This window comes from Marinifaba aquimaris, from assembly GCF_013328345.1.
Lineage (GTDB): Bacteria > Pseudomonadota > Gammaproteobacteria > Enterobacterales > Alteromonadaceae > Marinifaba > Marinifaba aquimaris.
In genome coordinates this window covers 39,740-65,782 of sequence record NZ_JABULX010000017.1, presented here as the reverse complement: position 1 = coordinate 65,782, position 26,043 = coordinate 39,740, and the positions used below count along the sequence as shown (strand labels likewise).

The following is a 26,043-nucleotide window of genomic DNA, read 5'->3' as shown; positions in this document are numbered from 1 at the left end:
GTTTTTTAGGCACGCCATATAACTAACCCAATAACAACGGAAAATTGTCATGAACTTGCACGAGTATCAAGGTAAACAGTTGTTCGCTCAGTACGGACTTCCTGTTTCCAAAGGTATCGCCTGTGAAACACCAGCAGAAGCAGTTGCAGCTGCTGCTGAATTAGGCGGTGAGGAATTTGTAGTAAAAGCTCAGGTACACGCGGGTGGCCGTGGTAAAGCGGGCGGTGTTAAACTTTTAAAAGATAAAGAAGACATCCGTGCATTCGCAGAGAAATGGTTAGGTAACAACTTAGTTACTTATCAAACAGATGAAAACGGTCAGCCAGTTAGCCGCATCTTAGTTGAAAACTGTACTGATATTAAATCTGAGCTTTACTTAGGTGCGGTTGTAGACCGTTCCACTCGTCGTATCGTTTTCATGGCATCAACTGAAGGTGGTGTTGAAATCGAGACTGTTGCTGAAGAAACGCCAGAGAAAATCTTAAAAGCAACTATCGACCCATTAGTAGGTGCTCAACCTCACCAAGGTCGTGAGTTAGCATTCAAACTTGGTTTAGAAGGCAAGCAAATCTCTCAATTCGTTAAAATCTTCTTAGGTTTAGCGAAGTTATTCAAAGAGAAAGACGTTGAATTAATCGAAATCAACCCATTAGTTATCACACCATCTGATGACTTACACTGCTTAGATGCCAAAGTAGCTATCGACAGCAACGCTGTTGGTCGTCACCCAGACATCAAAGAAATGCACGATCCTTCACAAGAAGACGCGCGTGAAGCAGATGCTGCTAAGTGGGAATTAAACTACGTTGCATTAGACGGTAACGTTGGTTGTATGGTTAACGGTGCTGGCCTTGCAATGGGTACAATGGATATCGTTAACTTAAACGGCGGTAGCCCAGCTAACTTCCTAGATGTAGGTGGTGGCGCAACTAAAGAACGTGTTGCTGAAGCATTCAAGATCATCTTATCTGATGACAATGTTAAAGCGGTATTAGTAAACATCTTCGGTGGTATCGTACGTTGTGACATGATCGCAGAAGGTATCATTGCTGCTGTTAAAGAAGTAGGCGTTCAGGTTCCAGTAGTTGTACGTTTAGAAGGTACAAATGCAGAAGCAGGTCGTGAAGTTCTTGCTAACTCAGACGTTGACATCATCGCAGCTCCAAGTTTACAAGAAGCTGCTGAATTAGTAGTTAAAGCGGCAGCGGAGGCTTAATAATGTCTGTTTTAATCGATAAAAATACAAAAGTTATCTGCCAAGGTTTCACTGGTTCTCAAGGTACATTCCACTCAGAGCAAGCTATCGCATACGGTACGCAAATGGTTGGTGGTGTTACTCCAGGTAAAGGTGGCCAAGAGCACTTAGGTTTACCAGTATTCAACACTGTTAAAGAAGCTGTAGAAGCAACTGGCGCTGACGCTTCAGTTATCTACGTTCCAGCTGCATTCGTTAAAGATTCAATCATCGAAGCAGCTACTGCTGGTATCAAATTAATCGTATGTATCACTGAAGGTGTACCTACATTAGACATGCTTGACTGTAAAGTTAAGTGTGACGAATTAGGCGTACGTTTAATCGGTCCTAACTGTCCAGGTGTTATCACTCCGGGCGAGTGTAAGATTGGTATCATGCCAGGTCACATCCACTTACCAGGTAAAGTAGGTATCGTATCTCGTTCAGGTACATTAACTTACGAAGCGGTTAAGCAAACAACTGACGCTGGTTTTGGTCAATCAACGTGTGTTGGTATCGGTGGTGACCCAATCCCAGGTACTAACTTCATCGACGTTTTAGAAATGTTCGAAAATGACCCAGCGACTGAAGCGATCGTAATGATCGGTGAAATCGGTGGTACTGCTGAAGAAGAAGCTGCTGAGTACATCAAAGCTAACGTAACTAAGCCTGTAGTTTCTTACATCGCTGGTGTTACTGCTCCTCCAGGTAAGCGTATGGGTCATGCTGGTGCGATCATCTCTGGTGGTAAAGGTACTGCTGATGACAAATTCGCAGCATTAGAAGCAGCTGGCGTTAAGACAGTTCGCTCATTAGCTGAAATCGGTAAAGCATTAGCTGAAAAAACAGGTTGGTAATTACCACTGTTAGCTAACTGATTTACTCGGTTAAGTTTAAAAAAGGGTTAAGCAATTTGCTTAACCCTTTTTTGTTTTAGGAATTGGTTTGATTGTGGGCTTTTTATAAGCTTGGAAAACTGATGTTTTTCGCCAATGATGGCCTTGATAATCCGTTTTGATACGCGTGTCAGTATTAACCCAAAAATCGGTACGATTAAACATAAACTCAGGTTGATAGTACTTAGCAAGAGAAGCAAGCGGATAGTGATTCCAGCTTTTTCCAACGCGCTTTGACGTTGCCTCTAAAATAAATGCTTTATTGTCGACTATCGCGACAACCCAGGCATGTCCACCGTCTTTGTATTTACCCCCAACAACGCGTGCATCAACACCTTCCGAAATTAACCAGTCAGCTAAAATGATTGCGTGATCTTCACAATCACCCCTAGGATGCGCAAAAGCTTGTGCCGAATTTTGCCACATTTCCTGCACACCATATTGCTCATGGTCATATTGATAGGTTTTTATTTGCGATAGGGTATAAAGCGGTAACCAATTATTTTCTACTGGAAAAGGGCGTATTCCTACCAAGTAGCTATTGGCAAAGTGATGTTTCCAATCAACCCCCATCGCACTCAAATTGACAGTATTTTGATAACTATCACGCCAAGGCACAATAAAATCTGCGGTGTGCATATGGCCATTTGTGCCTTGCTTTATTCGCTGGTTAATATTTTGTTCAGTAAAGGTAATACCATCTGTTAAGGCTTTTATATAGCCATTTTGCAGGTGATTTCCTGATGCTGAATGCTGATTGAGAGCTTGATTGGCCTTTAGTACTTTCGCATCTAGCTGTTTTTCAAACTCAGTTTTCTGCTGCGGTTTGTCAAAGACGGAAATCAAAACGACCGCAATGAAAAATAACAGAATAGGGTAGGCTTTCATTTATGACTGCATACCAAAACAGATAATGAGCGCAACAAAAATCATAATTGAAGAGGCAAAGATAGCCACGGCTAAATTATTGTTTTTCAGCTCTTGTTGTATATCTACATCTTTAAGTAATTTCTTATCAACTATTATCAAAGCAACAACGGCGATAAATAATGAAATGATGGTGTAACTTAGGTTTATTATAAGATTAATAAAACTAGCGCTGATAAAATCAAATTCCATGAGGTGTCCTTTATAGTTTTTAGATATAGAATTCTTTATATCATAAAAATGGGTAATAGATTGAGTTGTACTTTAGCCCTAACACGCCATGTCAACGTCTTCTCAATCCAATCAATACCAAAAGTACCTTATTTGGTAAGTTTAAAAGCGCTTTGATAAAACCTTCAATAAGTTGTAAATAATTATCATTAAATACATTTTTGTCGTTGGTCTTAGTTGGTTTGTTGTTTAACGCATAAATTGACTTGTTTATCGTATATTGAGATAAATAATCATTTATTTACTTTTATCTGTCTGATATTTATTGTTTTTTATTCATAGTGCTACAGTTTATATGGCTACTGATAACGTCTGCTAGCTCGAATAAATGGCTTTATTCATTCCTCATCCTGACATTAGGGAGACATAATGTTCAATCTTAGAAACCTCACGATAGGTCGCCAAATGTATGTTGGTTTTGGCGCCATTATCTTTTTATTAATTGTAATATCGGTCAGTTCCTATTCTGGGGTATCCAACCTTTATTCTGGTTTTGTCGAGTACCGAGGTTTAGCTAGAGACACTAACTTAGCCGGTCGTGTCCAAGCCAATATGTTGATGATGCGTTTGTCGGTATTAGGCTATATCAATACTCGCTCCGAGCAGGCACTCAACCAGTTCAATGAACGCAAAGACAAAATGCATACTTTCTTAGAAGAAGCAAAAGTCGAAATTCAAGCCCCTGGCCGTGCCAAGTTAGTAGCGGAGGTGAATCAGGAAGTAAAAAGCTATGAAAATGGCTTTCAACAAGTTGTCGATTTGTATGCGGATCGCAATAAGATTGTCTTCGAGCGTCTCGACCCAGCAGGTCTTGCGATGCGACAAGCTACAACGGAAATTATGGAAAGTGCTTATGAAGATGAGGATGCAGAAGCGGCTTTCTATGCTGGCCGCGTGCAAGAGCACTTATTACTGGGGCGTTTATTTGTTGCGAAGTTTTTAACCACCAATGCAGATGAAGACCAAGCGCGTGCTAATGAAGAATTAAATATCAAAATGGTCAAAGCACTTGATGATCTTGATAGTAAAGTCGACCACCCAAACCGAAGGGCTTTATTAGCATCGGTTAGGCAATCTCATCAAACATACATCAATGCGTTTAGCGATGTCACAAATGTCATTAATTCTCGTAACGACCTTATTCAAAATACCTTAAACCGAGTGGGGCCAATCGTTGCCGATAAAATAGAACAGGTAAAACTATCGGTTAAAAATGATCAAGATACACTAGGCCCTGCACTGCAGAGTAAAGCGGAACGCACCTCTGCTTTTGTGATGACCATTTCTATTTTTGCGTTAATTGTTGGCGCTATTTTGTCTATTTACATTGGTCGTATCATTCGCGAGTCGATTGGTGGTGAGCCAAAAGATATTACGCAAATTGCTAATCGTATTGCCAAAGGCGATTTCAGCATGAAATTGGATGCGAATAAAACCACTGGCGTTTTACAATCGGTGGCAGCAATGCGCGATAATTTAGATGCTCGTCGCCAAGCGGATGAAAGCATTCAAATTGAAATTGATAACTTAGTTAAGGCTGCAGTAGAGGGCGACTTTACTCAGTCAATTGATACTCGTGGTAAAGAAGGCGTATTTCTTGAGCTAAGTAATGGCTTAAACCAACTTGTCAGTACTTGTCATACGGGCTTAAGCGACATCAACCGCGTGTTAAGAGCCATTGCAAATGGGGACTTGAGCCAAACGATCACAGCAGATTATCACGGTGATTTCTTAGAACTAAAACAGTCGTCAAATAACACCATTAACCAGCTTAATACTGCGATGGGCGAAATTGGTAATTTAGTCAAAGCCGCTAACAATGGTGATTTTAAATCACAAATCGAATTATCGGGTAAATCGGGCTTCTTTAAAGATTTAAGTGCCAACTTAAATGAGTTAATGCAAACAACCGATAAAGGCCTTGAAGACGTTATCCGTATTCTAGGTGCGTTAGAGAAAGGTGATTTATCACAAACGATCGATGCGCAATATCAAGGGTCATTCAATCAGTTAAAAGATTACGCCAATAATACGGTCAATCAGATGAATAAGGTGATTGGTGATATCAGCCAACTCGTTAATGAAGCTAACCGTGGCAACTTTAAAACCAGCATAGATTTAACGGGGAAAACCGGGTTCTTTGCTGAATTAAGTGAAAGCTTAAACAACTTAGTTCAAACCACTGATAAAGGTTTAGATGATGTGGTTCGAATTTTAGCCGCCCTAGAAAAAGGGGATTTATCACAAACCATTACGTCTGATTATCAAGGTGCGTTTGAGCAATTGAAAAACTACTCAAATAATACCGTTTTACAAATGCAACTCGTAATAGGTGATATCAGTGATTTGGTTAATACCGCTAACGAGGGCGATTTTAAATCGAGAATTGACTTAACGGGTAAATCAGGCTTTTTTGCTACCTTGAGTGAAAGCTTAAATAACTTAGTCGAAACTACAGATAAGGGTTTAGACGATGTTGTTCGCATTTTAGCAGCGCTTGAAAAAGGGGATTTATCACAAACGATTTCGTCTGATTACCAAGGTGCATTTGATCAACTAAAAACTTACTCAAACAACACCGTTACGCAAATGAAGAGTGTGATCGGCGAAATTGTTCAATTAGTTGAACAAGCTAACCAAGGTAACTTCAAAACTCATATTGATTTAACTGGTAAGACAGGCTTTTTTGAGCAATTAAGCCAAAACCTCAATAACTTAGTTAAAACCACGGACCAAGGCTTAGAAGACGTATTAAACGTACTCAGTGCCATGGCTGAAGGCGACTTAACTAAACGCGTGTTAAATGACTACTCTGGCTCATTTGGTACGTTAAAAGAAGATGCTAACAAAACGGTTGAGAAGTTAACTGAAGTTATCATCAAGATAAAAGAATCATCTGAAACGGTCACGCGTTCATCACAAGAAATTCAAAGTGGTAATAGTGATTTAAGCCAGCGTACAGAAGAGCAGGCCTCATCGCTTGAAGAAACCGCCTCGTCAATGGAGCAAATGACATCGACCGTTCGCCAAAGTGCCGCCAGTGCCAATGAAGTTAACCAGTTGGCAAGTCAGGCACAAGAAGTGGCGAGTAATGGTGGGCACGTGGTTAAACAAGCAATTGAAGCCATGAGTGAGATAAACGACTCTAGCAACAAAATTTCCGATATTATTGGCGTGATTGATGAAATTGCCTTCCAAACAAACCTATTGGCACTTAATGCTGCGGTAGAAGCTGCTAGAGCTGGCGAGCAAGGTCGAGGGTTTGCAGTGGTTGCGGCAGAGGTTAGAAACTTAGCACAGCGCTCGGCTGTTGCTGCAAAAGAAATTAAAGACCTAATTCGCGACAGTGTGGTTAAAGTAGAAGGTGGTACGCAACTGGTTAATGAGTCGGGTGAAACGCTAAACCAAATTGTCAGTGCGGTAGAAAGTGTCAGTGTGATGATCAAACAGATCAGCGAAGCGGCCAATGAGCAAACTATCGGTATCGAGCAAGTTAGCAAAGCGGTGACCCAAATGGACGATATGACCCAACAAAATGCGGCATTAGTTGAAGAAGCCACTGCGGCGAGTTTATCGTTAAGTCAGCAAGCTAAAGATATGTATAACTTAATGGCCTTCTTTAAATTAGAAAAAGACCTGTCAGATTTTGATACCCCGCAACTGGGTTTTGTACCTGCTGCGCCGGTGCCTGCGCAAAGTACATACTCTTCAACGAGTAATAATCTTGCACATAGCTTTACATCTGACAGTGAAGAGTGGGAAGAGTTTTAAAGCTCTGTTCCACAACAGCAAAAAATAAAAGGGGCTAAACTGCGGTTTAGCCCTTTTTTATTTATCTCTTTCATTGTTTTCTCAATTAAAAAACGATTCTATTTGTGATTAGTCTTACAGGTTATTATTTTGCTAATGGCTGTAATTGACTATAAGCACAGCTTTTTGTTGAAACACCTAAGGCAAGCTGATTCATCAAACTAATCGCTTGGTTGTTACTATCTGAGTTGATTTCAAAGAACGAAAACCCCGCTAAATCATGTTTTAATGCATAATCGACCTTTTGCTTGATTAAACTTGGGGTTTCAAAATAGATATGGCCATACTGACCTTGGTTAATCTTTTTTTCATCTTCACCCAATGTTTTAGCAATGCTTTTATAACTGACATGGTTAATTTGTTTATTTTCCCCATCGATAAATTCAATACCGTAGGCCGGTAAACTGATCAGCAATTTGTCTTTGGTAAACCCGCGATTAAGCACATTGTTAATAGCTAATTTAAACGTAGCGAAGTCAGAATGGTGAGCAATGGGCGAGCTAGACCAAGCACCAGTAAAATCAAAAGCCATCAAATTAAGATAATCGACATGTGATTGAAGCTCGGCCAAATACTGCGGCCCAACCCAAGGGCCAGCTGCAATATCTGCGGTTAATAAAATATCATCTGGTAAGGTATCGTTAACCATAGCGGCAAGTTTTACAAGCTGCTTACTCTCAATAGGATCTTGCCCGCCTTTTCCTAGCTCAGATTGGTAAGTCCAATACTCCCAATCAATATCTACGCCGTCTAAATTGTACTTAGCGACATATCTTTTTAGTGACTGGGTAAATGTGGCAAGTTTATCTTCACTTTTTACAATACTAAGAAAGCCTTTACTTGCGTGATGTGCACCTCCAACCGAAATAACTACTTGGGTATCATGTGCTTTTGCGGCTTTAACCAGTTGCTTGATAAACGTATCGGCTTGAGTGGTTTCAAGCGAGCCATCTTCTTTAGGGTAAATGGATGCAATGGCGATATGACTAAACTGATGCCAAGGTAAGTTTTTAATGGCTGTGGGGTGATCTTCAAGCCAGACCGGGTAAACCGCAATAACAGGTTTACATGTATTAGCCCAGCTCGAAAAGCTGGAGACCAGTAAAGTTAATAGAAGAAAAGTGAGTTTTTTCAAGAGTATATACCCATCCATGTTGTTTAATAACTATTCTAGATGAGTTTGAAAACGAGTCTTTGTAACTTAACTGTCATTTAGTTGTATCTACCGAAAAACTTCATTATTTCGAGTGAATAAAAAAAAACGATAAAAAGAACAATGCATAAATCGCGAATTATTAAACTGTTAGATGTCTTTAATAAAAAACTCAACCTCATATAACTAAGGCTAAATTCACCAGTTATTACTCACTATCTACAATTTCAACGCTGTAAAAAACAGCTGGCATATGACTTAACAGCCTGTTCAGTCAAAACCAACACCAACACCAACACCAACACCAACACCAACACCATTTACTCACCCATCTCAACCACAATTCAAAATGAAAAGTCAGATGTCAGATATGTATTACATTAATGATGAATTTTCCTTCCTAAATTTTATAATGAGTACTGGGTATATAATCAGTCAATTCAAGTTTCTCATTTATTACAAGTACACACTTTTTTCCACGTTTTTTAAAACGATAAAATTAAGGGTTGAACACAAGCCACGGCTAGCTTATCGTAGAGAGAATGTAAAAAAATATTAATGAGAAATAGACGGAAATTTGTTTCAAAAATAAATAGGAAACGTCCATCTATTAAACTGTTATGCGTCACTTTAAATCGCTGTCTTTAAAACGGTTTTTACTTCAAGTCTTTTCTTCAAATTAGCTTTTAGGTACAGTGGCGTAATCAAGTTTTAAGTTGGTCTTGGCTCTTCGTTTTTCAATTTAAGCTGTGACCAGAAAGGTCATTCACCAGTCGAACGCTTCTTTGCAATTTTGGGTTTGGTGGGTGTTTTTTAATTTTAATTTTGGCTTATTGGTGCAGGCGCAAGCGCTTCTAAATTTGAGTGTCAACGCATAACAAGGTCGTCAACGCGGACAAAAAACTGTTGGCTGCTACGCTACGCTTCGCTTCACATTTTAGCCAACAATTTTTTGCCGGTTACAACGGCGTTATGTGTCAGTGTAGCAAGATGAAAAATATCAAAAACTCACTAAAAAGTTGGTTGTCCCTAGAAGTAGATGATGAATGCTTTAAAGAGTTCGTTGAAACTTTCCGGCATGAAATCGAAAATAACTTTTCGAGAGGCGAGTACCTTAAGCTTAAAAATTGTGATCGGTTAGTCGGTCGTAACGTCTTAGAGCAATTAGTATCTTGCAACCATTGTAGCTCAATCAAAACTATAGACGACGCATTAAGTTTAACTAAGAATGATAACTATAAAGGCATCCAGCGCCCTGAATATTTAAAATTTGAGTTTAAATATCAAGGCGTAACAGGGCCAGATTCGTATTGGCAATGTAATAAATGCGGTAGTATAACTATGTTTGTTTTACCTGAACGCGCTTTTAAAGGGTGGTGGGGTAAAGTAGCGTGAATAAATACATAACAAGCTGTTAAATAAGGACAAATTTCACAGTGTCGCTTTTTGCTATTCTGCTCCGCAGGCAAAAATCAACCCAGCAAAATTTGCCTATTAACAGGGCGTTATACGTTCGGAGAGAAATTTCAACCAAGGAGAAAATTAAGTGCAAAAAGAAATAGTCATTGGGGTTACAGCGGCAGTAATAGCTTCAGCTATAACCTATTTAGGTTCTAATGTTGGACAAAAATTGACTGAAGTTCAGCTCCAAGAAATAGCAGACAACCTATCTAACGATAGTGCATTTAATACTGTTCTATTAAATAAGCTTTCTACTGACGCTAGATTCAAACCTAAAGACGGATCTGATGGTAAGAATGGCGTAAATGGAAGAGATGGATTAAATGGCATCCGAAATATATCGAGTTCTGGCACAAACTGGTGTGCTGAAATGGGAGAGTCAAATCAAATCTGTTGGGGATATATGGACTTGCCGACAGCAAATACGCATACCAGAAGCTTTAGTTTTAATTTTGTATCTCCATTTTCCGTTATTCCTACCATAGCAAATGGAGTCAACGCGAATAGCAGTGGCTGGGCTTTCTCTGTCTACAATAACCAAGTAACTAATTCTTCTTATAGAGGCAGTATTGTCGAGCATTCTAGTCGAGCAAATCGTACGCCAGTAAGAATGAATTATATAGCTATTGGTTCAAAGTAACGTATAACAAGCGCCTGCAATCTGACCTCCGGCCTCTGTCAGTTGAGGCGGGCGTTAGGATTAGATCGCGAATATGGGAAGAAATGTTAGGTATGTCTAGTAAGGTTACAATAATACTGCCAAAAGAAATCTCTGATACTTTTACAGGTATAGGTGAGCATCTGAAAAATAAAAATAGATTCTCTTTACCTCGTAATATGGAAAAAATTGTTACCACATTTTGTGAATCATATGTTGAAAATAAAAGCGTAATAGATAAAGGTACAAACTTTTGGCGCGCGAGAGTTCATGGTGTAAATCAAGAAGTTTGTTTCAAGAACACAGAAATGGGAGCTCCTCCAAGCGGCATTGCCTCTGCGGGAAGAATTAATCCTGTTGGGATTTCATATTTGTATGGTGCATTCGCTGAAAAAACTGCAATATCTGAAATACGGCCTTGGAAAGGGGCAAACGTCTCAGTTGGGAAATTCTCAACTTCTCGAGATGTTAATGTAGTAGATTTATCAAAATCACCAAATTCATCAAAATCACCTAAATTAAAACCGAATGAAAGCTTGGAGGTGGTGAAAGAAAGAAGAGCATTAAACCAGATTATCTCTAGTGTTTTAACTAAACATTATTTTTCGGCTCCAGCTCACAATAACGATGATCACGCATATTTAGCTAGTCAATATATTGCAGAAAAATTTAAAGCATATGGGATTGAAGCATTAATGTATCCCAGTGTTTTGGATGACAATGGAATGAATATTTGCTTCTTCTCAACCGATATAGCTGCATGTGAAAATGTTAATATTCGTTCGATTAAAAGCGTGATTTATGAATATGACGAACCAAAAAAATCCTAACAAGTTGCAGCAACGGACTGTCAAACCTGTCACTTTTTGTGCATTCGCACAAAAAAGCGCCAGCTTTTCCAGCCGCTGTGTAAGGCGTTAGCTATATTGAGGTACAAATGAGATTCATCGTTTTATTGTTTTGGTTCTTGGTAGGAACTGACATTGCAACTGCCGGAGATTCAGATTTGCTTGGGGAGTGGGATTGTGGAGTAACGGAGCTCGTAACAGAAGGCAACCTGCTAGATATGGATATCCATCATACGATTCAGTTTCGCCCTGACGGAACGTCAACCGATTATCATACTTATAGCTACAAAGGTATTGATGGTGTTTGGTTTACCGTTGCCTATTCCGGTCCGTGGACTTTGGAAGACAATACGCTTACTGCAATCACGACTTCATCTGAGTTCAGTGATGCATCGCATGCAGAAATCCTGCAATCACATGAGTTACTTCAGTTACTTCAGTTTGAAAAAAACGAATACAAATCACATGTTGTAGAACTGTCACCCGCGCGTTTTTCAACAATAGATGACGACTCTGATGACCCTTATATATGCGAGCGAAAATAGCTAACAAAAGACTATGGCGTCAATAGCTGACTTTTAGCTTTTGGCGCTTCCCACATTACGCCATCTCTTAGCATTGAATTTAGTATCACTTTAAAACAAAGCTCGTCATTTTATATAGCTGCCTAGCCGTTTTCTCTAAATAGGCTGGTTAGCTAAAAAGCTCTTCCAATACCGCTTTTTTACAGCCATTAAACACCAAATTTACTGATAAAAGAGATTGGTTTTAGACCTAGTCTGGCTTTTTGTCACGAACTGTCACATTAGGTCTCCAAAGGGCAACAGCTCTTTTTTCCTTTGCACGTTAAATTAGCACCATCAAATGCAACGCAACTAATGCAATAGGAAAAACCATGAACAAATTTTTAACTGATTTACAGGCCCGTATAAACATCCGCGATATGTTTTCTCTTCGTGCAAATAAAATTTTAACGTCAGTCATTATATGTACTGCATTATCTGCATGTAGCAAGAATGATATTGATGATTCAATTGATGATGTAGAAAAAAATAGAACCTCTGATATTTACTTTGTTAACGCACTTGATGTGACCGCGACTTTTTATGTTAAAAATGAGTTGATGGTTAATGATTTGTATAAATCTCAGTTCGATCGCGGCGATGTTGAAAGTAACGCGGTAAGTAACACCTTTGAGTACGATTGGAATAAACAACATGATGATACCGAATTTGGGGTAAGAGACACCAATAGCTCTGCTAAGTTAGCTAAGCAAAAACATAAACTGAAAGACAACCGTGATTTTTGGTCTATTGCTTGGCGAAGTGAAGGTAATAACCCCAGAAATCAATTGTCTGTTATTGAGAAAAGAGCTGCTGATCAAAATGATGTTTTAAGTATTAGGGTTTTTGCTAGTAGTGAAATGGTTATTAAAGTTAATAATTCAAATAACGTAGCTGCTATCACAGAAGCTGGAAAGGTTTCATCTGTATTTAGAATAGAAAACTGTTCGACAGGTCTTAACATTGATAAGCAATTTATTGACTTATGTCAGGGCGACTTCGGTAAATCATATCTGCTTGTTGTAAATGAAAATGGCCTACGTGTTATGGCACAAGAGTGATTAAAAAGGTGAAACCGAAAAGTAAAAGGTATTATCCTTATTTGGCTTTAAAGAAATGTGTTTAAGGAGTTGTGCTTTTGAGTGAGCTATCAGAGCCAAGTGTATTAAAAAATAATGTGTTACTTGTAGAAGACGATAGGGACCTTGCTATTTTGATTCAAGCGTTTTTATCAAAATACGAATTTAATGTTTCTATTGTCACCGATGGTATTGAGGCGGCTAAACGTATTATCGATGAACAGCCTGATTTAGTTATTCTTGATATTATGCTGCCCGGGCAAACTGGCATGGATGTTTGTCGTCAGGTTCGCAGTCAATACCAAGGCATTATTTTAATGCAAACGGCATTAGATGACGATATTGATCAAATGATGGGGCTTGAAATAGGGGCCGATGATTATATCGTTAAACAAGTTCAGCCAAGGTTATTATTATCGCGTATTCGCGCTTTATTAAGGCGAATTCAAGTGGGAACAACCGCCCAATCTGAGAATACAAATCCATCAGAACTGTCAACAAATGCTATTAATATCGGCCACTTAGCGATTAACTATGCCAACCGAAGCGTTACCTTGTCAGGTAAACCGGTAGAGTTATCAACTGCTGAATTTGAGCTGTTATATTTATTGGCAACAAAAGCAGGCCAGGTTGTCTCACGCGATGAAATCGTACAGGAAATTAAAGGTTATGAGTATGACGGTTTAGATCGCTCTATAGACAGGCGTGTTTCACGTGTTCGTAAAAAGCTGATGGACGATGCCAATAGCCCTGTACTGTTAAAAACGGTACGAGGAAAAGGCTACCAACTTTGCCAACCCTAAAACTAATTTAATAAACGCTAAGGTCTTCATTGATGTTTAAAGCCTTCTTTAAGCTTTGGATTGTGGTATTTGTACCCTTGTTCATTATGATTTTTCCCAATCCGTATAGCCCATTAGATAGGCTTAATGAGTATGCAAAAAAATCATGGGCAATTAAAACCTATCAAAGCACTTTTTATTTACTAAATAAATCTTTGCGCTCTATTCCCGAGTCACAGTGGCAAAAAGAAATCGATATATTATCGAAAGATTTTGGTTACGAACTGCTGTTGTTACCCATTAAACAAGGTGACACTGAAGATGATTTAAGCCGAGCCTTGTTATCAGATGAGTTTGTTTATCAAAATACTGATCCCGGGCAACTTTTAAGGCGGATACCCAACAGCCAATGGGCTATTTCATTATCACTAAACCCCAATGAGAACGAGCGTATAAGTCGAAGCGCAAGCGGTGGCATTGCGTTGTTAAAAAAGGAGTTAGAGAATCAACCAACCGAGCAATGGCTGCGTGTTACTAACGATCTAGCGTCGCGCTTCGATTATGATATCGATATCTTATCCGTTGACGATATTAGCCTTGAAAGTGACAAGTTAAGCCAACTGCACCAACAAGAACTGACTTGGCAATATGACCAAGATTACAATTTGATTTTCTATCAAATGTTGTCCAATGGGCACTCGGTCGTGCGGATCAGTTCTATCAATGAAAACATGCTTACCGCTAAGATCTTTACCGTGATCATTCTCGCTTTTGTTACGGCTATTTCAATTGCTATGTTTTTATGGGTTTACCCGCTTTGGCGCGATATTAATAAACTGACAAAAACAGCCGCACTATTTGGTGAAGGCTATTTAGATAAACGTTCAGTTATGGCCAAAACCTCTGTACTGGCAAGGCTAAGTGATTCCTTTAACCAAATGGCTGAACGCATAGAAAAGCTCATTGTTGAACACAGAGAGCTGACCAATGCAATTGCCCATGACTTACGTACGCCTTTATATCGACTAAGGTTTGCCTTTGAGATGTTGCGCGAAGAAGGTGTTTCGCAGCAAGACAAATATAAATATCAGAGTGCGATAGATAACAGTATTGAAGATTTAGACCACCTCATTAATCAAACCTTGATCCTCTCACGTTATAGTCGTGCTACTGATGTAACCTTATTTACCCAGTGCTACCTTGCACAAACAATATTAAAGGAAGTGGCTTACTTTAGAGACCAGCATGACGACTTAAATATTGAGCTAGTTATAGCCAAAGATCTAGAGCATCGTCAGTTATTTGTCGATGAAAAAGCGCTAAATAGAGCGTTAACCAACTTGTTATCAAATGCGCTCCGCTATGCGAACCACAACTTAAAAGTCAGCTTACTGTTGAGTGTTAATGAAGGGGTAGAGGTTTGCTCACTGATTGTAGAAGATGATGGCAAAGGGGTTAGTGATGAAGATAAACATCGAATACTTAAACCTTTTACGCAGTTAGATAGCAAAGAGCGAGAAGCGAATAGTGGTCATGGATTGGGGCTTGCCATTGTCAATCAAATTGCGAATTGGCATAACGGCAGTATCACTGTTGAAGACTCTGAACTCGGTGGAGCCAAGTTCGCATTAACATGGCCTATATGATTTTATCGGAATAGAGCTGAGATGGCGGTGAATATTCATCATTAGCCATCTCGATAGAACAACCATCACTTATAAACCCTGATTATCCTTGTCTTTAATTGACCAAGCTTTACCTCTTGTTAGGGCGGGCGTTACAATTTGCCTCCTACCCAACTGTGTTGTATCTACTAGGCCAATAAAAACCATGAAAAATAAGCCGTTCACTTTACTTTTTACCACATTAACTTTTCTTTTAATGGGGATATTCCAACCCGCTTTAGCCGATGAATTTATTTTGGATGATGCCGAGCGTTTTGCTGATCTATTTACGCAATCTAAACCGCTTGATGCAAAACAACTGAAAAATGAATATTTAAAGCCAGGTACTAAAGGGGTTGAGATTTTTACCCCGCGTCGCATCAAAAATGAAAATAACCTCATTAGAGCTATATCTGAAAATACGCGCGCCTATCAAAAAGCCATTGAAATATGTTTACCAGCAGCTAGAAATATTGCCAGTGACGCCAAACGCGTTTTAAAAGATGTCAGCACTTTATTAGCTCAAACCCAATCGGCGCCGACTTACATTTTATTTGGCGCAAATAATTCAGGTGGTACAGCCAGTAAAGAAGGGCTGTCTTTGGGGTTAGAGGTTTTATGCCGCTTTGCCGATAACGAACAAGCGGCAAAAGAGGTATTACTGGGGTTTGTCGCTCATGAAATTATACATGTGTATCAAGCACGTTTGCCTGAAAATAAACAGATAAAGTACACCTTATTGCGTCAGGCATTAGCGGAAGGCTTTGCTGATTTTATCGCTAACCAAGTGTTAGGGAAGGTGACGCTGTCCGAAGTTGAACGGCATGAATTTGGTCTAAAAAATGAGGCGAAAATTTGGGCCGAGTTTAAAACTGTGATGAATGGCACAAACTTTAAACCTTGGATGTATGGCCGCACGGGTAATGAAAGGCCGAAAGATTTAGGTTACTGGTTAGGTAAACAAATTGCACAAGCGTATTATGATAAAGCGCGGGATAAAGCAAAGGCATTACAAGACTTGCTGCAGCTAAAAGACCCTCAAGCTATTCTCCTTGCCAGTGGTTACAACCCAACTTAAGTATGATGTTCACGTTTGCTCGTTTTATTTTAGTTATCTATGCGCTGCTTGGCATCGGGCTTGTGATGTTTTACGGCGCTGAAAATAAAACACCTTTAAGCCTTATTGTTTATGTACTGCTTTATATTGTTATTCCTTTATACGGGGCATATAGTATTGGCAAAAAACACGTAACCGGTGTGGTTGCCTGCCTGATATTCTTTATGTCACAAAGCATAAGGCGTATTGGCGGTGAAAGCGAACTCGCATTTAAAGCACCGTTTTCACTTGGTATCCCGTTTGGCGATTTCTCAGACGGACAAGGTTATTTGTTTGACTGTTTTGCCATTTTTATTGGGGTATTGTTAGCCCTATTGGCATGGAAGATATGCAAGGCTAAACAAACTTTATAGGCAAGGATAGTATGGTTTGGCATTGTGGTTACAGCTAAGCTGTGTACCAGTTTTTCGACTACGAATAATATAAACATCACAGAGGGATCTGATCATGAAAACAATAACATTAATTTTACTGGCAGCTTTATCTAGTGCGGTGATGGCGAGTTCCGACATCAAACCGTTACCTAAAAACTTAGAAAAAGAAATCAGCACAGACATAAAGAAAAGAACATTCTTTCCCATTATCAAGCCAGGTGATTGGGCGGGTATTAAACACGGTGCCGTTTATTCAACATTAGTCGGCTCGGAAGATGTACCAAAAGTCGTTATTGGTTTTGGTTACGACACGCCAGATAACTTTATCTTTTTGACTCATCAAGACAGCAAACGTCTCGATATAAATCAAACGGTGCAGCAGGCATTTTCAAATATTGAAAATTTAGCTGTGACGTTCACACCTTCTAAGGCACTAGATAATAAACTGTTAACGGCAAGTGGGCTTTCTTTTAGTAGTGAGGCCATCTTATCTAAAACACAAATGTTAAAAGCCCATAAGATGCTAAATGCTAAACAAATACTCGTTTCTATTCCGCGCAGAACCGGGTTAATGGCTATTTCAAAAGAAGCTTCGGATGAGCTGATAAACAAGTTTTTGTATTTGCACAACCACGCGTGGAATGATGATAGTTATGGTAATGCGCCAATAGCCAATATTATCTTTGTGCTTGAAGAGGGCGAGATCATTGGCTCAATTCCAATGGATTCATAAAAACGTGTGACACACAGGCTAAGTTATTTTTCAAAACCTAAAATGAGGTTTTAGTGGAGATATAAAGGCGTTTCAGCATTATTTGCTGAGCCTTTATATAGCTTATATCCAGACTATACAATAGCAAGCATGCCTAGCTTATCAAATACCGTGAATTTAATAACACACGTCTATACTGATTTTGAGTGATAACAATAGTCAAATGGAGTGACTCATCATGTTCAAAATTGCCTGTTCACTATGCCTTTGTATAGTTTTTTCTTTACAAGCACAAGCACAAGCACAAGCACAAGCACAAGCCCAAGTCCAAGCCCAAGTAAAAGCCAAAAAATGTGATTCGTTAGCGACTTTAACTTGGCTAATAGGAGATTGGCATTCTGAAAATAGTCGGTTAACCATCACAGAATCGTGGCAACGTGTAAGTAGTCATACGTTTGAAGGGGCAGGTTTCACGTATTCCATCGCAAAAAATCAACGAGTAAGCGCTGAAACGCTTCGTTTAGTCGAAATGTCTAACCAGGTCTTTTATATTGCCAAAGTAGCCAGTAATGATTTGCCCGTTGCGTTTAAATTAACGCAATGCAGTCATGAGTTGGCTGTGTTTGAGAACCCACAACACGACTTTCCTAAAAAGCTCAGTTATCAATTAACGGGTGATAATAAAATGACAGTTGATGTCTTTGGCGCCGATGGCAAAGGGTTCTCTATTGTGTTTATCGGTAAAAAATAAAACTAAGCGCTGATGCTATAAAAACAAGTTCTCGCACTTGCTTTTATATTGCTGATAAATAAGTAAATTTTCATTCGCAGTACGAAATGCGAAATACCTAAACAAGGTCAATTAAACAAATGGAAATGAAATATTTCGTCTTAGGCACAAATGATAAAAGCCAAGCGGTCGCATTTTATGATGCTTTATTTGAAGGTTTAACTTGGGCAAAAATACATGACGAGGGACGTATGACGATGTGGGCAAACGGCGATGCTATGTTTGCTGTAGCAGAGCCATTTGATGGTAACGATGCGTCAAATGGTAATGGCACCATGTTAGGTTTTAATGTAAAAACTAAGGATGAAGTTGAGCGTATCTACGCGAAAGCTTTAGCGCTTGGCGGAACGTGCGAAGGTAAACCCAATGTTCGTTCGGGGCGCTACTCGGCTTATTTTAGAGATCGCGATAGTAACAAAATCTGTCTTTTTAATTAGACTATTGAAGTTAATAGGGAGTGAAACGTAGATTAAATGGACTTACATGAAATTACCGAAACACGTTTAATAAAACACTACATAACTCAGCTTTATAGTGAGTTATTTGGCGATAAATCCGTACCCAGCGAAGCGTGTTTTGAGAAAATTTTCGAGCAGTTATCTGCTAATACCCACTTTGCTTACGAAGTAAAACAACACAACCAAGTAGTGGCTTTTTTTACTTTAGGTCAGTCTTTTTCCATTTTTGCTCAAGGCCGATATGGCATCATTAACGAGCTTTGGGTGAACCCTGAATGTCGCGCTAAAGGAGTCGGGCAGGCTGTGATGCAAGAAATCATAAAACTTGCTCAAGTCCATGGCTGGTCACGTATCGATGTGACGGCGCCACCAGATGAAAAATGGAATCGAACATTTGAATTTTACCAAAAGTGCGGTTTCGAGTTTACCGGCAGAAAGCTCAAGCTCTATCCAGCTAAGCACGCTTAAAGTACCCGATACGAAAAAGGAGTTTAAAATGAAAACAACATCGGAATTACTTCATCACGAAGCATTAGATAGGGCTTCAATATTGCTAGACAATTTAGAACGCTTACTAGGCGAACATCCAGTAATTGAAGCCGATCAAAATTTTAAATACTTATACGATGCCGCTTTTAATAATCTTCATCAGCTATATCAAAAGTTAGGCGAGTAGAACACGGTTTCCCTATACATCGAGTTTATTAAAGCATCAGGCTGATGGATATAATTAAACCACACCCCAGATACTAAAGAACAAACTCAGCAGATAATTTATACTAGGATCGAATTTACGCCCTGTCTATTTAAACCACCAAATTTATAACCCATTAATTTGCAAGGGAATTAACTTCAAAAAAAAATAAATTTAAAGACATAAACCTCTTACCCTGAAATCTAACAGTGCAACATAAAGATATCAAAACTCAGCTCTAGACCAAGTATTGAAAATGAGAATATGGAACACAGTTACTAGCAAGAAGCTAGCCAGTTCCAAAATCAATAGCATTGTTAACTTTGAACACCTTCTACTGACTGGGGGTAGCTTTTATGAAATATAGAAAAAAGCGTCAAGTTCATTTACACAAAAGCACTTTAATGCCTAACTTCCTCCCTCAATTATGTGAATTTATTATGATTAAATTTACAGGTATAAAAAATGCATCTATTTAACAAAGCAAGTACTCAGAAACTTTAAATTATATGAGGTTATTATGTTCGCTAAATTTTCAGCTTTTGTTCTATTATTTTCATTGCCTTTAAACACATATGCATCTTTGATTACAGAGGACTTCAGTAGCGGCGTAAATGGGTGGGGCTATGTGCAAACTTCTGATGCAGATGGCACAACCCCGCTTTCAACTTCTACCAGCCCACTGACTTTAGCGGCCAACGGCGGTCCATTAGGCACCGGTGATAGTTACCTGCAATATACAGATGTAGACACCAACTTCATGCATGCTGTTTTTGGTACTGGTTGGTCTGGTGACTTATCTGCATTCAATAACGGTACTTTTTCTTTTGATTACATCCAGACAGCTCCTACCAGTGGCTCAAGCTTTATATCTGATTTTGGATTTTTCCGAATATTTGGTGGAGGCCAAACCGCTGGTATAGATGTGATCCCATCTAACCCATCCGTTAATTGGACAACTCAATCATTTAATTTCAGCGCAGCAAATTTTGGTGTATCAAATACTGTTTGGAATACAATCCTTTCAGATGTAACTGGGATATGGTTGAATGTAGAAAGTTGGAATGGAGTCACGGAAGTGGTGGGTATCGACAACATTTCACTGACAGCGGCCACCGTATCAGAGCCTCCTACGTTGAGCTTATTAATCTTTCTTTTGGCTTGTTGGATGTTTGTCCGCCGCCGATTTTTGTAAAAGAGTACCAGGTAATAAGCGAACAATTTATTTCAATCGCTCATTATTAGTAGATTGAATCAAACTTATATGCACCTTAGGGTGCACCAGTTAAATCCAAAAACTAAGGTCATACCTCACACTGTATGACCTTTTGCTTTCCTTGCATTGAAAACACTTAGCTATTATGCGCCTCGCACCTGGTCGTTTAAGTGCTCATATTGATGATAATTTTGCCCCGAGCGCGTTTAGATTGGCTTAAAATATGTGCCTCTTTGATTTGATCTAACTTAAACACGCGGTCAATGTGAACCTTAATTTGGCCTGCATCGATAAGTGCGCTAATGTCTTTTAAATCATCGGCGTTTGGCATTACCATCCAACGTTGATAATGAATATTTTTTGCTTTCGCTAATTGCTCGTCTATTTCATCAAGTAAGCTAACTAAGTAACCACCCGCTTTAATTACATTGAGCGAGCGCGAAACTAAGTCATCTCCCCCGACTGCAACTAATACGGCATCTAAATTTTGCGTCAGCTGTTCAAAGTTTTGCGTACGATAGTCAATAAATTCATCGGCGCCTAAGCCTATGACAAAATCTCTATTTTTTGCAGAAGCGGTGGCAATAACATAAGCACCTAGAGCTTTGGCAATTTGTACAGCAAAACTGCCAACCCCTCCTGATGCGTTGTGGATCAGTACTTTATCACCTGACTTTAATTGGCAGCCTTGAGTTAAAGCTTGCCAAGCCGTTGATGCCGCTAAAGGGACAGCTGCGGCTGTCAGTAAATCTAAAGATTGGGGAATAGCGGCGACATATTGGCTATCAACCGATATGTATTCTGAGTAAGTGCCTTGCTCGTGAATCGGTGCATAAACATAAACGGCTTGCCCTATGTCCAAGTCAGTGACGTTTCGGCCTCGTTGTAAAACTATACCTGCCGCATCCCAGCCTAAAATAATCGGTAATGTGTGTACGTTTTGCTCTGCTAAAAAACCATCCCTAATTAACCAATCAATCGGGTTTATACCTGCGCCTTTTACTTTTATCAGTACTTGGTTATCACCAACACTTGGGGCGGGTACATCACCAACAATTAACTTTTCTTCGTTACCATATTCTTTTATGTAAGCTGCTCTCATCATCATTCCTATTTTGTTGTTGGCTAAGTTGATGAGGCTATTTTGCAACTGCTTTTGTATATCGTCTAATTGATGTTTGGTATTGAATGTATTGATAATATCAATGTATTGTTGGCGTGATATTTATATCTACTTGGTAAATAAATGGCTAACTTAGATCTTAATTTAATGGTGATGTTTGATGTCATCATGCAAGAGCAATCGATAACCGCTGCGGCTGAGCGCCTAGCGATGACCCAGCCGTCGGTTTCCAATGCGGTCTCTCGAATGCGCCACGTATGGCAAGATCCATTGTTTGTAAAACACGGGCGGGGGATAAGACCCACTCCGTTTGCACAACAGTTATGGCAAGATATTGCCCAACCTCTACAACGCATTAAACAAGCAGCTCAGCCTCAGCACTTTTCCCCAGATACATTAGAGCGGACCTTTCGCATTGCGGTAACCGATTGGATGGCTGACTTTTTTTGGTTGCCGTTAAAACATATTATCGAAAAAGAAGCACCGAACGTGAATATTCACGCAGTGCCTTATACCGTTAATGGTGAGACATTATTGATGCAGGCTGATGTTGATATGGTGTTGGATTACTTTGAGGGGCACTCGAATAAAGTTCAAACTGAACACTTGTTCAATAACCACTTTGTTTGTGCAATGAGACCCGAACATCCAATTGCCAAGCAAAACCTAACTTTAGCGCGTTTTACAAAAGCTCAGCATTTACTGTTGTCTTTATCGGGAGACGCTAGCGGCGCTGTTGATGCAATTTTACAAAAAAAGGCATTGACTCGGCGCATTGCGATGACAGTAAATCATTGTTACAGCATTCCCAAGTTACTCTGTCAAACTAATCTAATCACGACAATTCCTTTACCGATAATTGCCAATAGTGTTGATGACGGTGAGCTTATTATTAAAGCGCTTCCTTTTGATTTACCACCTGGCCCTATTTCGATGACTTGGCACATTAGGCACCAGCGAGATCCTGCTGTTTTATGGTTAAGAAACAAAGTTAAACAAGTACTAAATGAGCAGTTGAGTCATAAAGTTGCGCAACCTATTTTTGATTAAAAATTGTCAGTATATACCTGTGGCACGGTGTTTTTAGATATAAAAATAAGGGGTGCTACCTTTTAAAGTTTAGGGTTGTTTTTGAGGCTAATTCCCTTACAAATTAATGGGTTATAAATTTGGTGATTTAAATAGACAGGGCGTAAATTCGATCCTAGGATATAGATTATCTGCTGAGTTTGTTCTTTAGTATCTGGGATATGGTTTGATTATATCCATCAGCCTGATGCTCGAATAAACTCGATGTATAGGGAAGTAGTGGAAGCAGTTTATGTCATTGGAAGATGTCTCATTAGTCGCGAATGAGAAAATAAAGCTTTGCCCAAAAAAGATGAAGCTTTACAGAAAGTCTTTGGGGTTAAGCCAAGAAGCCTTATGTGATGCACTTTATGAAAAGCAAGTTGGGGTTTCGTTATCTACCGTTAAAAGGGCAGAGCTCGGTCAGCGCATCAATTTAAGATCGGCTAAATTATTAAGTGATTTTTTCGACGTTTCTGTCAATGAATTACAATTTGTTGAGTCTTTCCCGATTCAAGCTGAGCAGGTTACTCAAAGCGATGCAAGTGAAAGCCCCAACCGACAATTCAATAAAGTCTATGCAATTGGTCTTCATGTCACCAAAACCCATCATGCATCTGTTGATTCTGATGAAACAATCCTAAAAAAAATCACTGAACAATTTGTTCTTTTTGGGCTTGATATTTTAGTTGATATTAATGGCTACCTTGTTGTCACAGGCTCAATTAATAAAGACCAGATTCAACTCACTCGTCTGTTAAATTTTATCGAAACTGAAACCAAACACGCAGCTGTTGGTTTGACTTTATGTGTTAAGCAAAGTGTTTTAATAACAGGTGATGGTAAGGCTAACTTACAAGATACCGATCTAACTGAGCTGATTTCAATGCTGCAAACGGCCAATCAGTTTGGGATGTACGTTGATGAATATACCTATCAAGCGCATAGTGGCTGTTTTCAATATAAAAAATACCCAACCACATCAAGCTCGTATTGGTTCATTCTTTCATTACATGCCAATGAGCGCCCCTTTATTGGTCGTACGCAAGAGCTTGCTCAATTAAATGCACTCGCCAGTTCATTACAAGCTAAACAGATTGCTGGGGCTTGTGTATTAATACAGGGGGAATCGGGTATAGGAAAAACTCGGTTGGTAAGAGAGTTTAAAAAGGGGTTGTACGATAAAGGTTTTAATATTGTTGAAATCAGCTTTTCTCAATTGAACGAACACAACAAATACAGTTTGCTTCCTTTTGATGCTGATACTGCTTTAACAGGCTTTGAGCCCTCTGCCAGCTACTTAGACCACTCAAACCCATCATTTCATTTAATCCATTTAGAAGATGTGCATTGGGCTGAGCCTGATGATCTCGATTATGTTTTAACAACCTGTTCAACCGATAAACAAACAGCAGCATTGATTGTGATGACATCAAGAACGCCTTTAGCTAAGTTAGCCGAAATGGAGCAGGGTAATAATAGCCTTTTATCTCGGTTAACCACGCTTAATTTACTGCCATTCTCTGGTGAAGAAGCGCAGCAAATGGCTGCGCACTATGACCATTGCAGCAGCGACTACAAGCAGCAATGTGTTGATGCGGCTAATGGCAATCCATTGTTTTTAGAACAACTATTACAAGATAGTCAGCTTGATGATCGAATTAAATCATCAATGGATGCGCTGGTTTTACACCGTTTAGTGGGGTTAACCGAGCAAGCAAAGCACTTATTAAATGTCATTGCTTTATGTGGCTTAGTTGTTGATATCAGGCTATTAATCCATCTTGGGCTTAATGATGAAAATCAATTAAACCAACTGCAAGGTCACAGTTTCATTCGGATAAATGAGTCACAGGCGCAAGTTGAATTTATCCATGACTCGATATTGCAATCTGTCATTAATCAAATTTCGCAAAACGAGAAACGTGAATTACAACACTATATTGCCCATCAGCTTGATAGCCATATCACAGAAGGCGATGCCCAATATTGTGCTCAAGCGGCTAAAAGCTTTGCTGATATTCAGTCTTATCGAAAAGCTATTAGCTATTATTACCGTGCAGCGGTTTATGCAGTGGATCGCGCTATGTATGCCTTAGCCCAAGACTTTTTACAAAAGAGTTTGTTGTACCTTCAGTCAGAACCTGATGTGGCAAAAGAAATAAAGGTGCGCATTTTACTTGGGTCAATTTATAAAGCTAAACACGGCTGGGTATCGCCGCTTGTAGCCAACTGCTATCAACAAATTGAAGAGCTGACTAACAGCAAAGAACAATCAGAACAGATATTCCCTGTCATTTTTGATGCTTGGGTCTCGCGCTTATTGTCACTTGAACTGACAGAAGCAAAAGCGATAGCCCAAACACACAAAAGTCTCAGTGAAAAAATGGCGTGTCAGTCATCTTTAATGCTTTCATATACTGCGCTTAGCAACACTTATTTTTGGTTAGGCGAGCTCGATAATTGTTATCAAGCGTCTTGTGATGCGCTTAATTTGTATTGCCCCGACAGAAATAAAAACGATATCAAACATTACGGCCAAGATACTCAATCCATCACCCTGTTAATGCAAATAAAATGCTTATCACTGCAAGGGAAGATTGAGCAGGCTAGAGAAAAATATCAGTTACTAATTGAACAAAGCCAATCGCTTAATCATGCCTTTAGTTATGCCATTGCGATTCAAGCGAGTCTGTTTATGGAATACCACAATGGTTGTACGGATGCGGTACAAAAACAAAGTAAGTTATTAATGGACTATTGTACTGAACATGAAATCCCTTACTACTTGGGGCTAGCCGAACTCTTTTATGGTTGGAGCTTGGTGAAAAAAGGGCAAAGTGAAGCTGGTAAAACATTAATCGAGCAAGGGTATAACAACAAATTAGTGAAGTATGGCGGTAAAGCGATGCATTCTGTCTATCGTTGTTTTATCGCTCAGGCTTACCACCAACTAGGAGACAGCCAAAGCGCACTAGCGCATATTGATGCTGGCTTAAAGCTGGCATTACAACAAAATGAACTGGCCTACCTCAGCGAATTATATCGGCAAAAATCGATCGTATTAAGCGGTGATCACAAAGCGCGCCTCGCATCGATTACGCTGCTTCACAAAGGGCGGCAAGTGGCAAAAAAACAAGGTGCAAATTCGCTTTTGCAACGATTTTAAAAGACAAAGTAAGCGT

24 protein-coding genes are annotated in these 26,043 nt (G+C 39.4%); 20 read left to right on the top strand and 4 right to left on the bottom strand.

The window, feature by feature from the left end:
* The first annotated feature begins 49 nt into the window (after positions 1-49).
* Positions 50-1,216, top strand: a complete 1,167-nt coding sequence (gene sucC, locus HR060_RS11790; protein ID WP_174200498.1) for an ADP-forming succinate--CoA ligase subunit beta — start codon at positions 50-52, stop codon at positions 1,214-1,216.
* Between the two features lie 2 nt (positions 1,217-1,218).
* Complete coding sequence (gene sucD, locus HR060_RS11785) at positions 1,219-2,091, top strand: succinate--CoA ligase subunit alpha (protein ID WP_174200497.1); 873 nt, start codon at positions 1,219-1,221, stop codon at positions 2,089-2,091.
* A 60-nt stretch (positions 2,092-2,151) separates the two neighbouring features.
* Here the strand turns inward: sucD and HR060_RS11780 are convergent, their stop codons facing one another.
* Both HR060_RS11780 and HR060_RS11775 read right to left on the bottom strand, forming a co-directional pair.
* Complete coding sequence (locus HR060_RS11780) at positions 2,152-3,018, bottom strand: transglutaminase-like cysteine peptidase (protein ID WP_217434917.1); 867 nt, start codon at positions 3,016-3,018, stop codon at positions 2,152-2,154.
* On the bottom strand, positions 3,019-3,249 hold the full coding sequence (locus tag HR060_RS11775; RefSeq protein WP_174200496.1) for a DUF350 domain-containing protein: 231 nt from the start codon (positions 3,247-3,249) through the stop codon (positions 3,019-3,021).
* Positions 3,250-3,657: 408 nt separating this feature from the next.
* Here HR060_RS11775 and HR060_RS11770 point away from each other — a divergent pair, with 408 nt between their 5' ends.
* Complete coding sequence (locus HR060_RS11770; protein WP_174200495.1) at positions 3,658-7,059, top strand: methyl-accepting chemotaxis protein; 3,402 nt, start codon at positions 3,658-3,660, stop codon at positions 7,057-7,059.
* 124 nt (positions 7,060-7,183) lie between these two features.
* Here HR060_RS11770 and HR060_RS11765 read toward each other — a convergent pair whose 3' ends face one another.
* Positions 7,184-8,233 carry a glycoside hydrolase family 18 protein gene (locus HR060_RS11765; RefSeq protein WP_174200494.1) on the bottom strand — a complete coding sequence of 350 codons (1,050 nt, stop codon included), beginning with the start codon at positions 8,231-8,233 and terminating at the stop codon, positions 7,184-7,186.
* A gap of 1,008 nt (positions 8,234-9,241) precedes the next feature.
* On the opposite strand from HR060_RS11765, the gene HR060_RS11760 reads away from it, so the two are divergent.
* From HR060_RS11760 to HR060_RS11690, 15 genes are all read left to right on the top strand, one after another.
* Positions 9,242-9,646: a hypothetical protein gene (locus HR060_RS11760; protein ID WP_174200493.1), complete on the top strand. Its 405-nt coding sequence runs from the start codon at positions 9,242-9,244 to the stop codon at positions 9,644-9,646.
* A gap of 151 nt (positions 9,647-9,797) precedes the next feature.
* Positions 9,798-10,352 carry a hypothetical protein gene (locus HR060_RS11755; protein WP_174200492.1) on the top strand — a complete coding sequence of 185 codons (555 nt, stop codon included), beginning with the start codon at positions 9,798-9,800 and terminating at the stop codon, positions 10,350-10,352.
* A 92-nt stretch (positions 10,353-10,444) separates the two neighbouring features.
* Positions 10,445-11,200 (top strand): RES family NAD+ phosphorylase, encoded by a 756-nt coding sequence (locus HR060_RS11750; RefSeq protein WP_174200491.1) that lies wholly within the window; start codon positions 10,445-10,447, stop codon positions 11,198-11,200.
* Between the two features lie 107 nt (positions 11,201-11,307).
* Entirely contained in the window at positions 11,308-11,763 is a 456-nt protein-coding gene (locus HR060_RS11745; protein ID WP_174200490.1) for a hypothetical protein, read from the top strand.
* 350 nt (positions 11,764-12,113) lie between these two features.
* Positions 12,114-12,842 (top strand): hypothetical protein, encoded by a 729-nt coding sequence (locus tag HR060_RS11740; protein ID WP_174200489.1) that lies wholly within the window; start codon positions 12,114-12,116, stop codon positions 12,840-12,842.
* 77 nt (positions 12,843-12,919) lie between these two features.
* A complete protein-coding gene (locus tag HR060_RS11735; RefSeq protein ID WP_217434916.1) occupies positions 12,920-13,663 on the top strand; it encodes a winged helix-turn-helix domain-containing protein in 744 nt (247 codons plus the stop codon).
* 32 nt (positions 13,664-13,695) lie between these two features.
* Complete coding sequence (locus HR060_RS11730) at positions 13,696-15,288, top strand: ATP-binding protein (RefSeq protein ID WP_174200488.1); 1,593 nt, start codon at positions 13,696-13,698, stop codon at positions 15,286-15,288.
* Positions 15,289-15,472: 184 nt separating this feature from the next.
* Positions 15,473-16,384 carry a gliding motility protein GldB-related protein gene (locus HR060_RS11725; protein ID WP_174200487.1) on the top strand — a complete coding sequence of 304 codons (912 nt, stop codon included), beginning with the start codon at positions 15,473-15,475 and terminating at the stop codon, positions 16,382-16,384.
* 2 nt (positions 16,385-16,386) lie between these two features.
* The gene (locus tag HR060_RS11720; protein WP_174200486.1) at positions 16,387-16,776 is read left to right on the top strand and encodes a hypothetical protein; all 390 of its coding nucleotides are present in this window, start codon (positions 16,387-16,389) and stop codon (positions 16,774-16,776) included.
* Between the two features lie 94 nt (positions 16,777-16,870).
* The gene (locus HR060_RS11715) at positions 16,871-17,530 is read left to right on the top strand and encodes a hypothetical protein (RefSeq protein WP_246283150.1); all 660 of its coding nucleotides are present in this window, start codon (positions 16,871-16,873) and stop codon (positions 17,528-17,530) included.
* A 217-nt stretch (positions 17,531-17,747) separates the two neighbouring features.
* Positions 17,748-18,260: a DUF6265 family protein gene (locus tag HR060_RS11710; protein ID WP_174200485.1), complete on the top strand. Its 513-nt coding sequence runs from the start codon at positions 17,748-17,750 to the stop codon at positions 18,258-18,260.
* A 125-nt stretch (positions 18,261-18,385) separates the two neighbouring features.
* Positions 18,386-18,736, top strand: coding sequence for a VOC family protein (locus HR060_RS11705; RefSeq protein ID WP_246283149.1), 351 nt, complete (start codon positions 18,386-18,388; stop codon positions 18,734-18,736).
* 36 nt (positions 18,737-18,772) lie between these two features.
* Positions 18,773-19,225: a GNAT family N-acetyltransferase gene (locus HR060_RS11700; protein WP_174200483.1), complete on the top strand. Its 453-nt coding sequence runs from the start codon at positions 18,773-18,775 to the stop codon at positions 19,223-19,225.
* Between the two features lie 28 nt (positions 19,226-19,253).
* Positions 19,254-19,433, top strand: a complete 180-nt coding sequence (locus tag HR060_RS11695) for a hypothetical protein (protein WP_174200482.1) — start codon at positions 19,254-19,256, stop codon at positions 19,431-19,433.
* A gap of 646 nt (positions 19,434-20,079) precedes the next feature.
* Entirely contained in the window at positions 20,080-20,646 is a 567-nt protein-coding gene (locus HR060_RS11690; protein WP_174200481.1) for a hypothetical protein, read from the top strand.
* A gap of 187 nt (positions 20,647-20,833) precedes the next feature.
* On the opposite strand, the gene HR060_RS11685 is transcribed toward HR060_RS11690, so the two are convergent.
* The gene (locus HR060_RS11685; RefSeq protein WP_217434915.1) at positions 20,834-21,775 is read right to left on the bottom strand and encodes an NADP-dependent oxidoreductase; all 942 of its coding nucleotides are present in this window, start codon (positions 21,773-21,775) and stop codon (positions 20,834-20,836) included.
* Between the two features lie 138 nt (positions 21,776-21,913).
* On the opposite strand from HR060_RS11685, the gene HR060_RS11680 reads away from it, so the two are divergent.
* Both HR060_RS11680 and HR060_RS11675 read left to right on the top strand, forming a co-directional pair.
* Positions 21,914-22,840 carry a LysR family transcriptional regulator gene (locus HR060_RS11680; RefSeq protein WP_174200480.1) on the top strand — a complete coding sequence of 309 codons (927 nt, stop codon included), beginning with the start codon at positions 21,914-21,916 and terminating at the stop codon, positions 22,838-22,840.
* 271 nt (positions 22,841-23,111) lie between these two features.
* Positions 23,112-26,027: an AAA family ATPase gene (locus HR060_RS11675; RefSeq protein ID WP_174200479.1), complete on the top strand. Its 2,916-nt coding sequence runs from the start codon at positions 23,112-23,114 to the stop codon at positions 26,025-26,027.
* The last annotated feature ends 16 nt before the right edge of the window (positions 26,028-26,043 follow it).

Excerpts from the sequence above, each read along its gene's own strand:
- HR060_RS11730 (WP_174200488.1), top strand. The coding sequence starts at position 13,696 with ATGTTTAAAGCCTTCTTTAAGCTTTGGATTGTGGTATTTGTACCCTTG.
- sucD (WP_174200497.1), top strand. The coding sequence starts at position 1,219 with ATGTCTGTTTTAATCGATAAAAATACAAAAGTTATCTGCCAAGGTTTC.
- HR060_RS11695 (WP_174200482.1), top strand. The coding sequence starts at position 19,254 with ATGAAAACAACATCGGAATTACTTCATCACGAAGCATTAGATAGGGCT.
- sucC (WP_174200498.1), top strand. The coding sequence starts at position 50 with ATGAACTTGCACGAGTATCAAGGTAAACAGTTGTTCGCTCAGTACGGA.
- HR060_RS11705 (WP_246283149.1), top strand. The coding sequence starts at position 18,386 with ATGAAATATTTCGTCTTAGGCACAAATGATAAAAGCCAAGCGGTCGCA.
- HR060_RS11680 (WP_174200480.1), top strand. The coding sequence starts at position 21,914 with ATGGCTAACTTAGATCTTAATTTAATGGTGATGTTTGATGTCATCATG.
- HR060_RS11725 (WP_174200487.1), top strand. The coding sequence starts at position 15,473 with ATGAAAAATAAGCCGTTCACTTTACTTTTTACCACATTAACTTTTCTT.
- HR060_RS11740 (WP_174200489.1), top strand. The coding sequence starts at position 12,114 with ATGAACAAATTTTTAACTGATTTACAGGCCCGTATAAACATCCGCGAT.
- HR060_RS11780 (WP_217434917.1), bottom strand. The coding sequence starts at position 3,018 with ATGAAAGCCTACCCTATTCTGTTATTTTTCATTGCGGTCGTTTTGATT.
- HR060_RS11745 (WP_174200490.1), top strand. The coding sequence starts at position 11,308 with ATGAGATTCATCGTTTTATTGTTTTGGTTCTTGGTAGGAACTGACATT.
- HR060_RS11750 (WP_174200491.1), top strand. The coding sequence starts at position 10,445 with ATGTCTAGTAAGGTTACAATAATACTGCCAAAAGAAATCTCTGATACT.
- HR060_RS11700 (WP_174200483.1), top strand. The coding sequence starts at position 18,773 with ATGGACTTACATGAAATTACCGAAACACGTTTAATAAAACACTACATA.
- HR060_RS11760 (WP_174200493.1), top strand. The coding sequence starts at position 9,242 with ATGAAAAATATCAAAAACTCACTAAAAAGTTGGTTGTCCCTAGAAGTA.
- HR060_RS11720 (WP_174200486.1), top strand. The coding sequence starts at position 16,387 with ATGATGTTCACGTTTGCTCGTTTTATTTTAGTTATCTATGCGCTGCTT.
- HR060_RS11775 (WP_174200496.1), bottom strand. The coding sequence starts at position 3,249 with ATGGAATTTGATTTTATCAGCGCTAGTTTTATTAATCTTATAATAAAC.
- HR060_RS11675 (WP_174200479.1), top strand. The coding sequence starts at position 23,112 with ATGTCATTGGAAGATGTCTCATTAGTCGCGAATGAGAAAATAAAGCTT.
- HR060_RS11715 (WP_246283150.1), top strand. The coding sequence starts at position 16,871 with ATGAAAACAATAACATTAATTTTACTGGCAGCTTTATCTAGTGCGGTG.
- HR060_RS11710 (WP_174200485.1), top strand. The coding sequence starts at position 17,748 with ATGTTCAAAATTGCCTGTTCACTATGCCTTTGTATAGTTTTTTCTTTA.
- HR060_RS11685 (WP_217434915.1), bottom strand. The coding sequence starts at position 21,775 with ATGATGATGAGAGCAGCTTACATAAAAGAATATGGTAACGAAGAAAAG.
- HR060_RS11770 (WP_174200495.1), top strand. The coding sequence starts at position 3,658 with ATGTTCAATCTTAGAAACCTCACGATAGGTCGCCAAATGTATGTTGGT.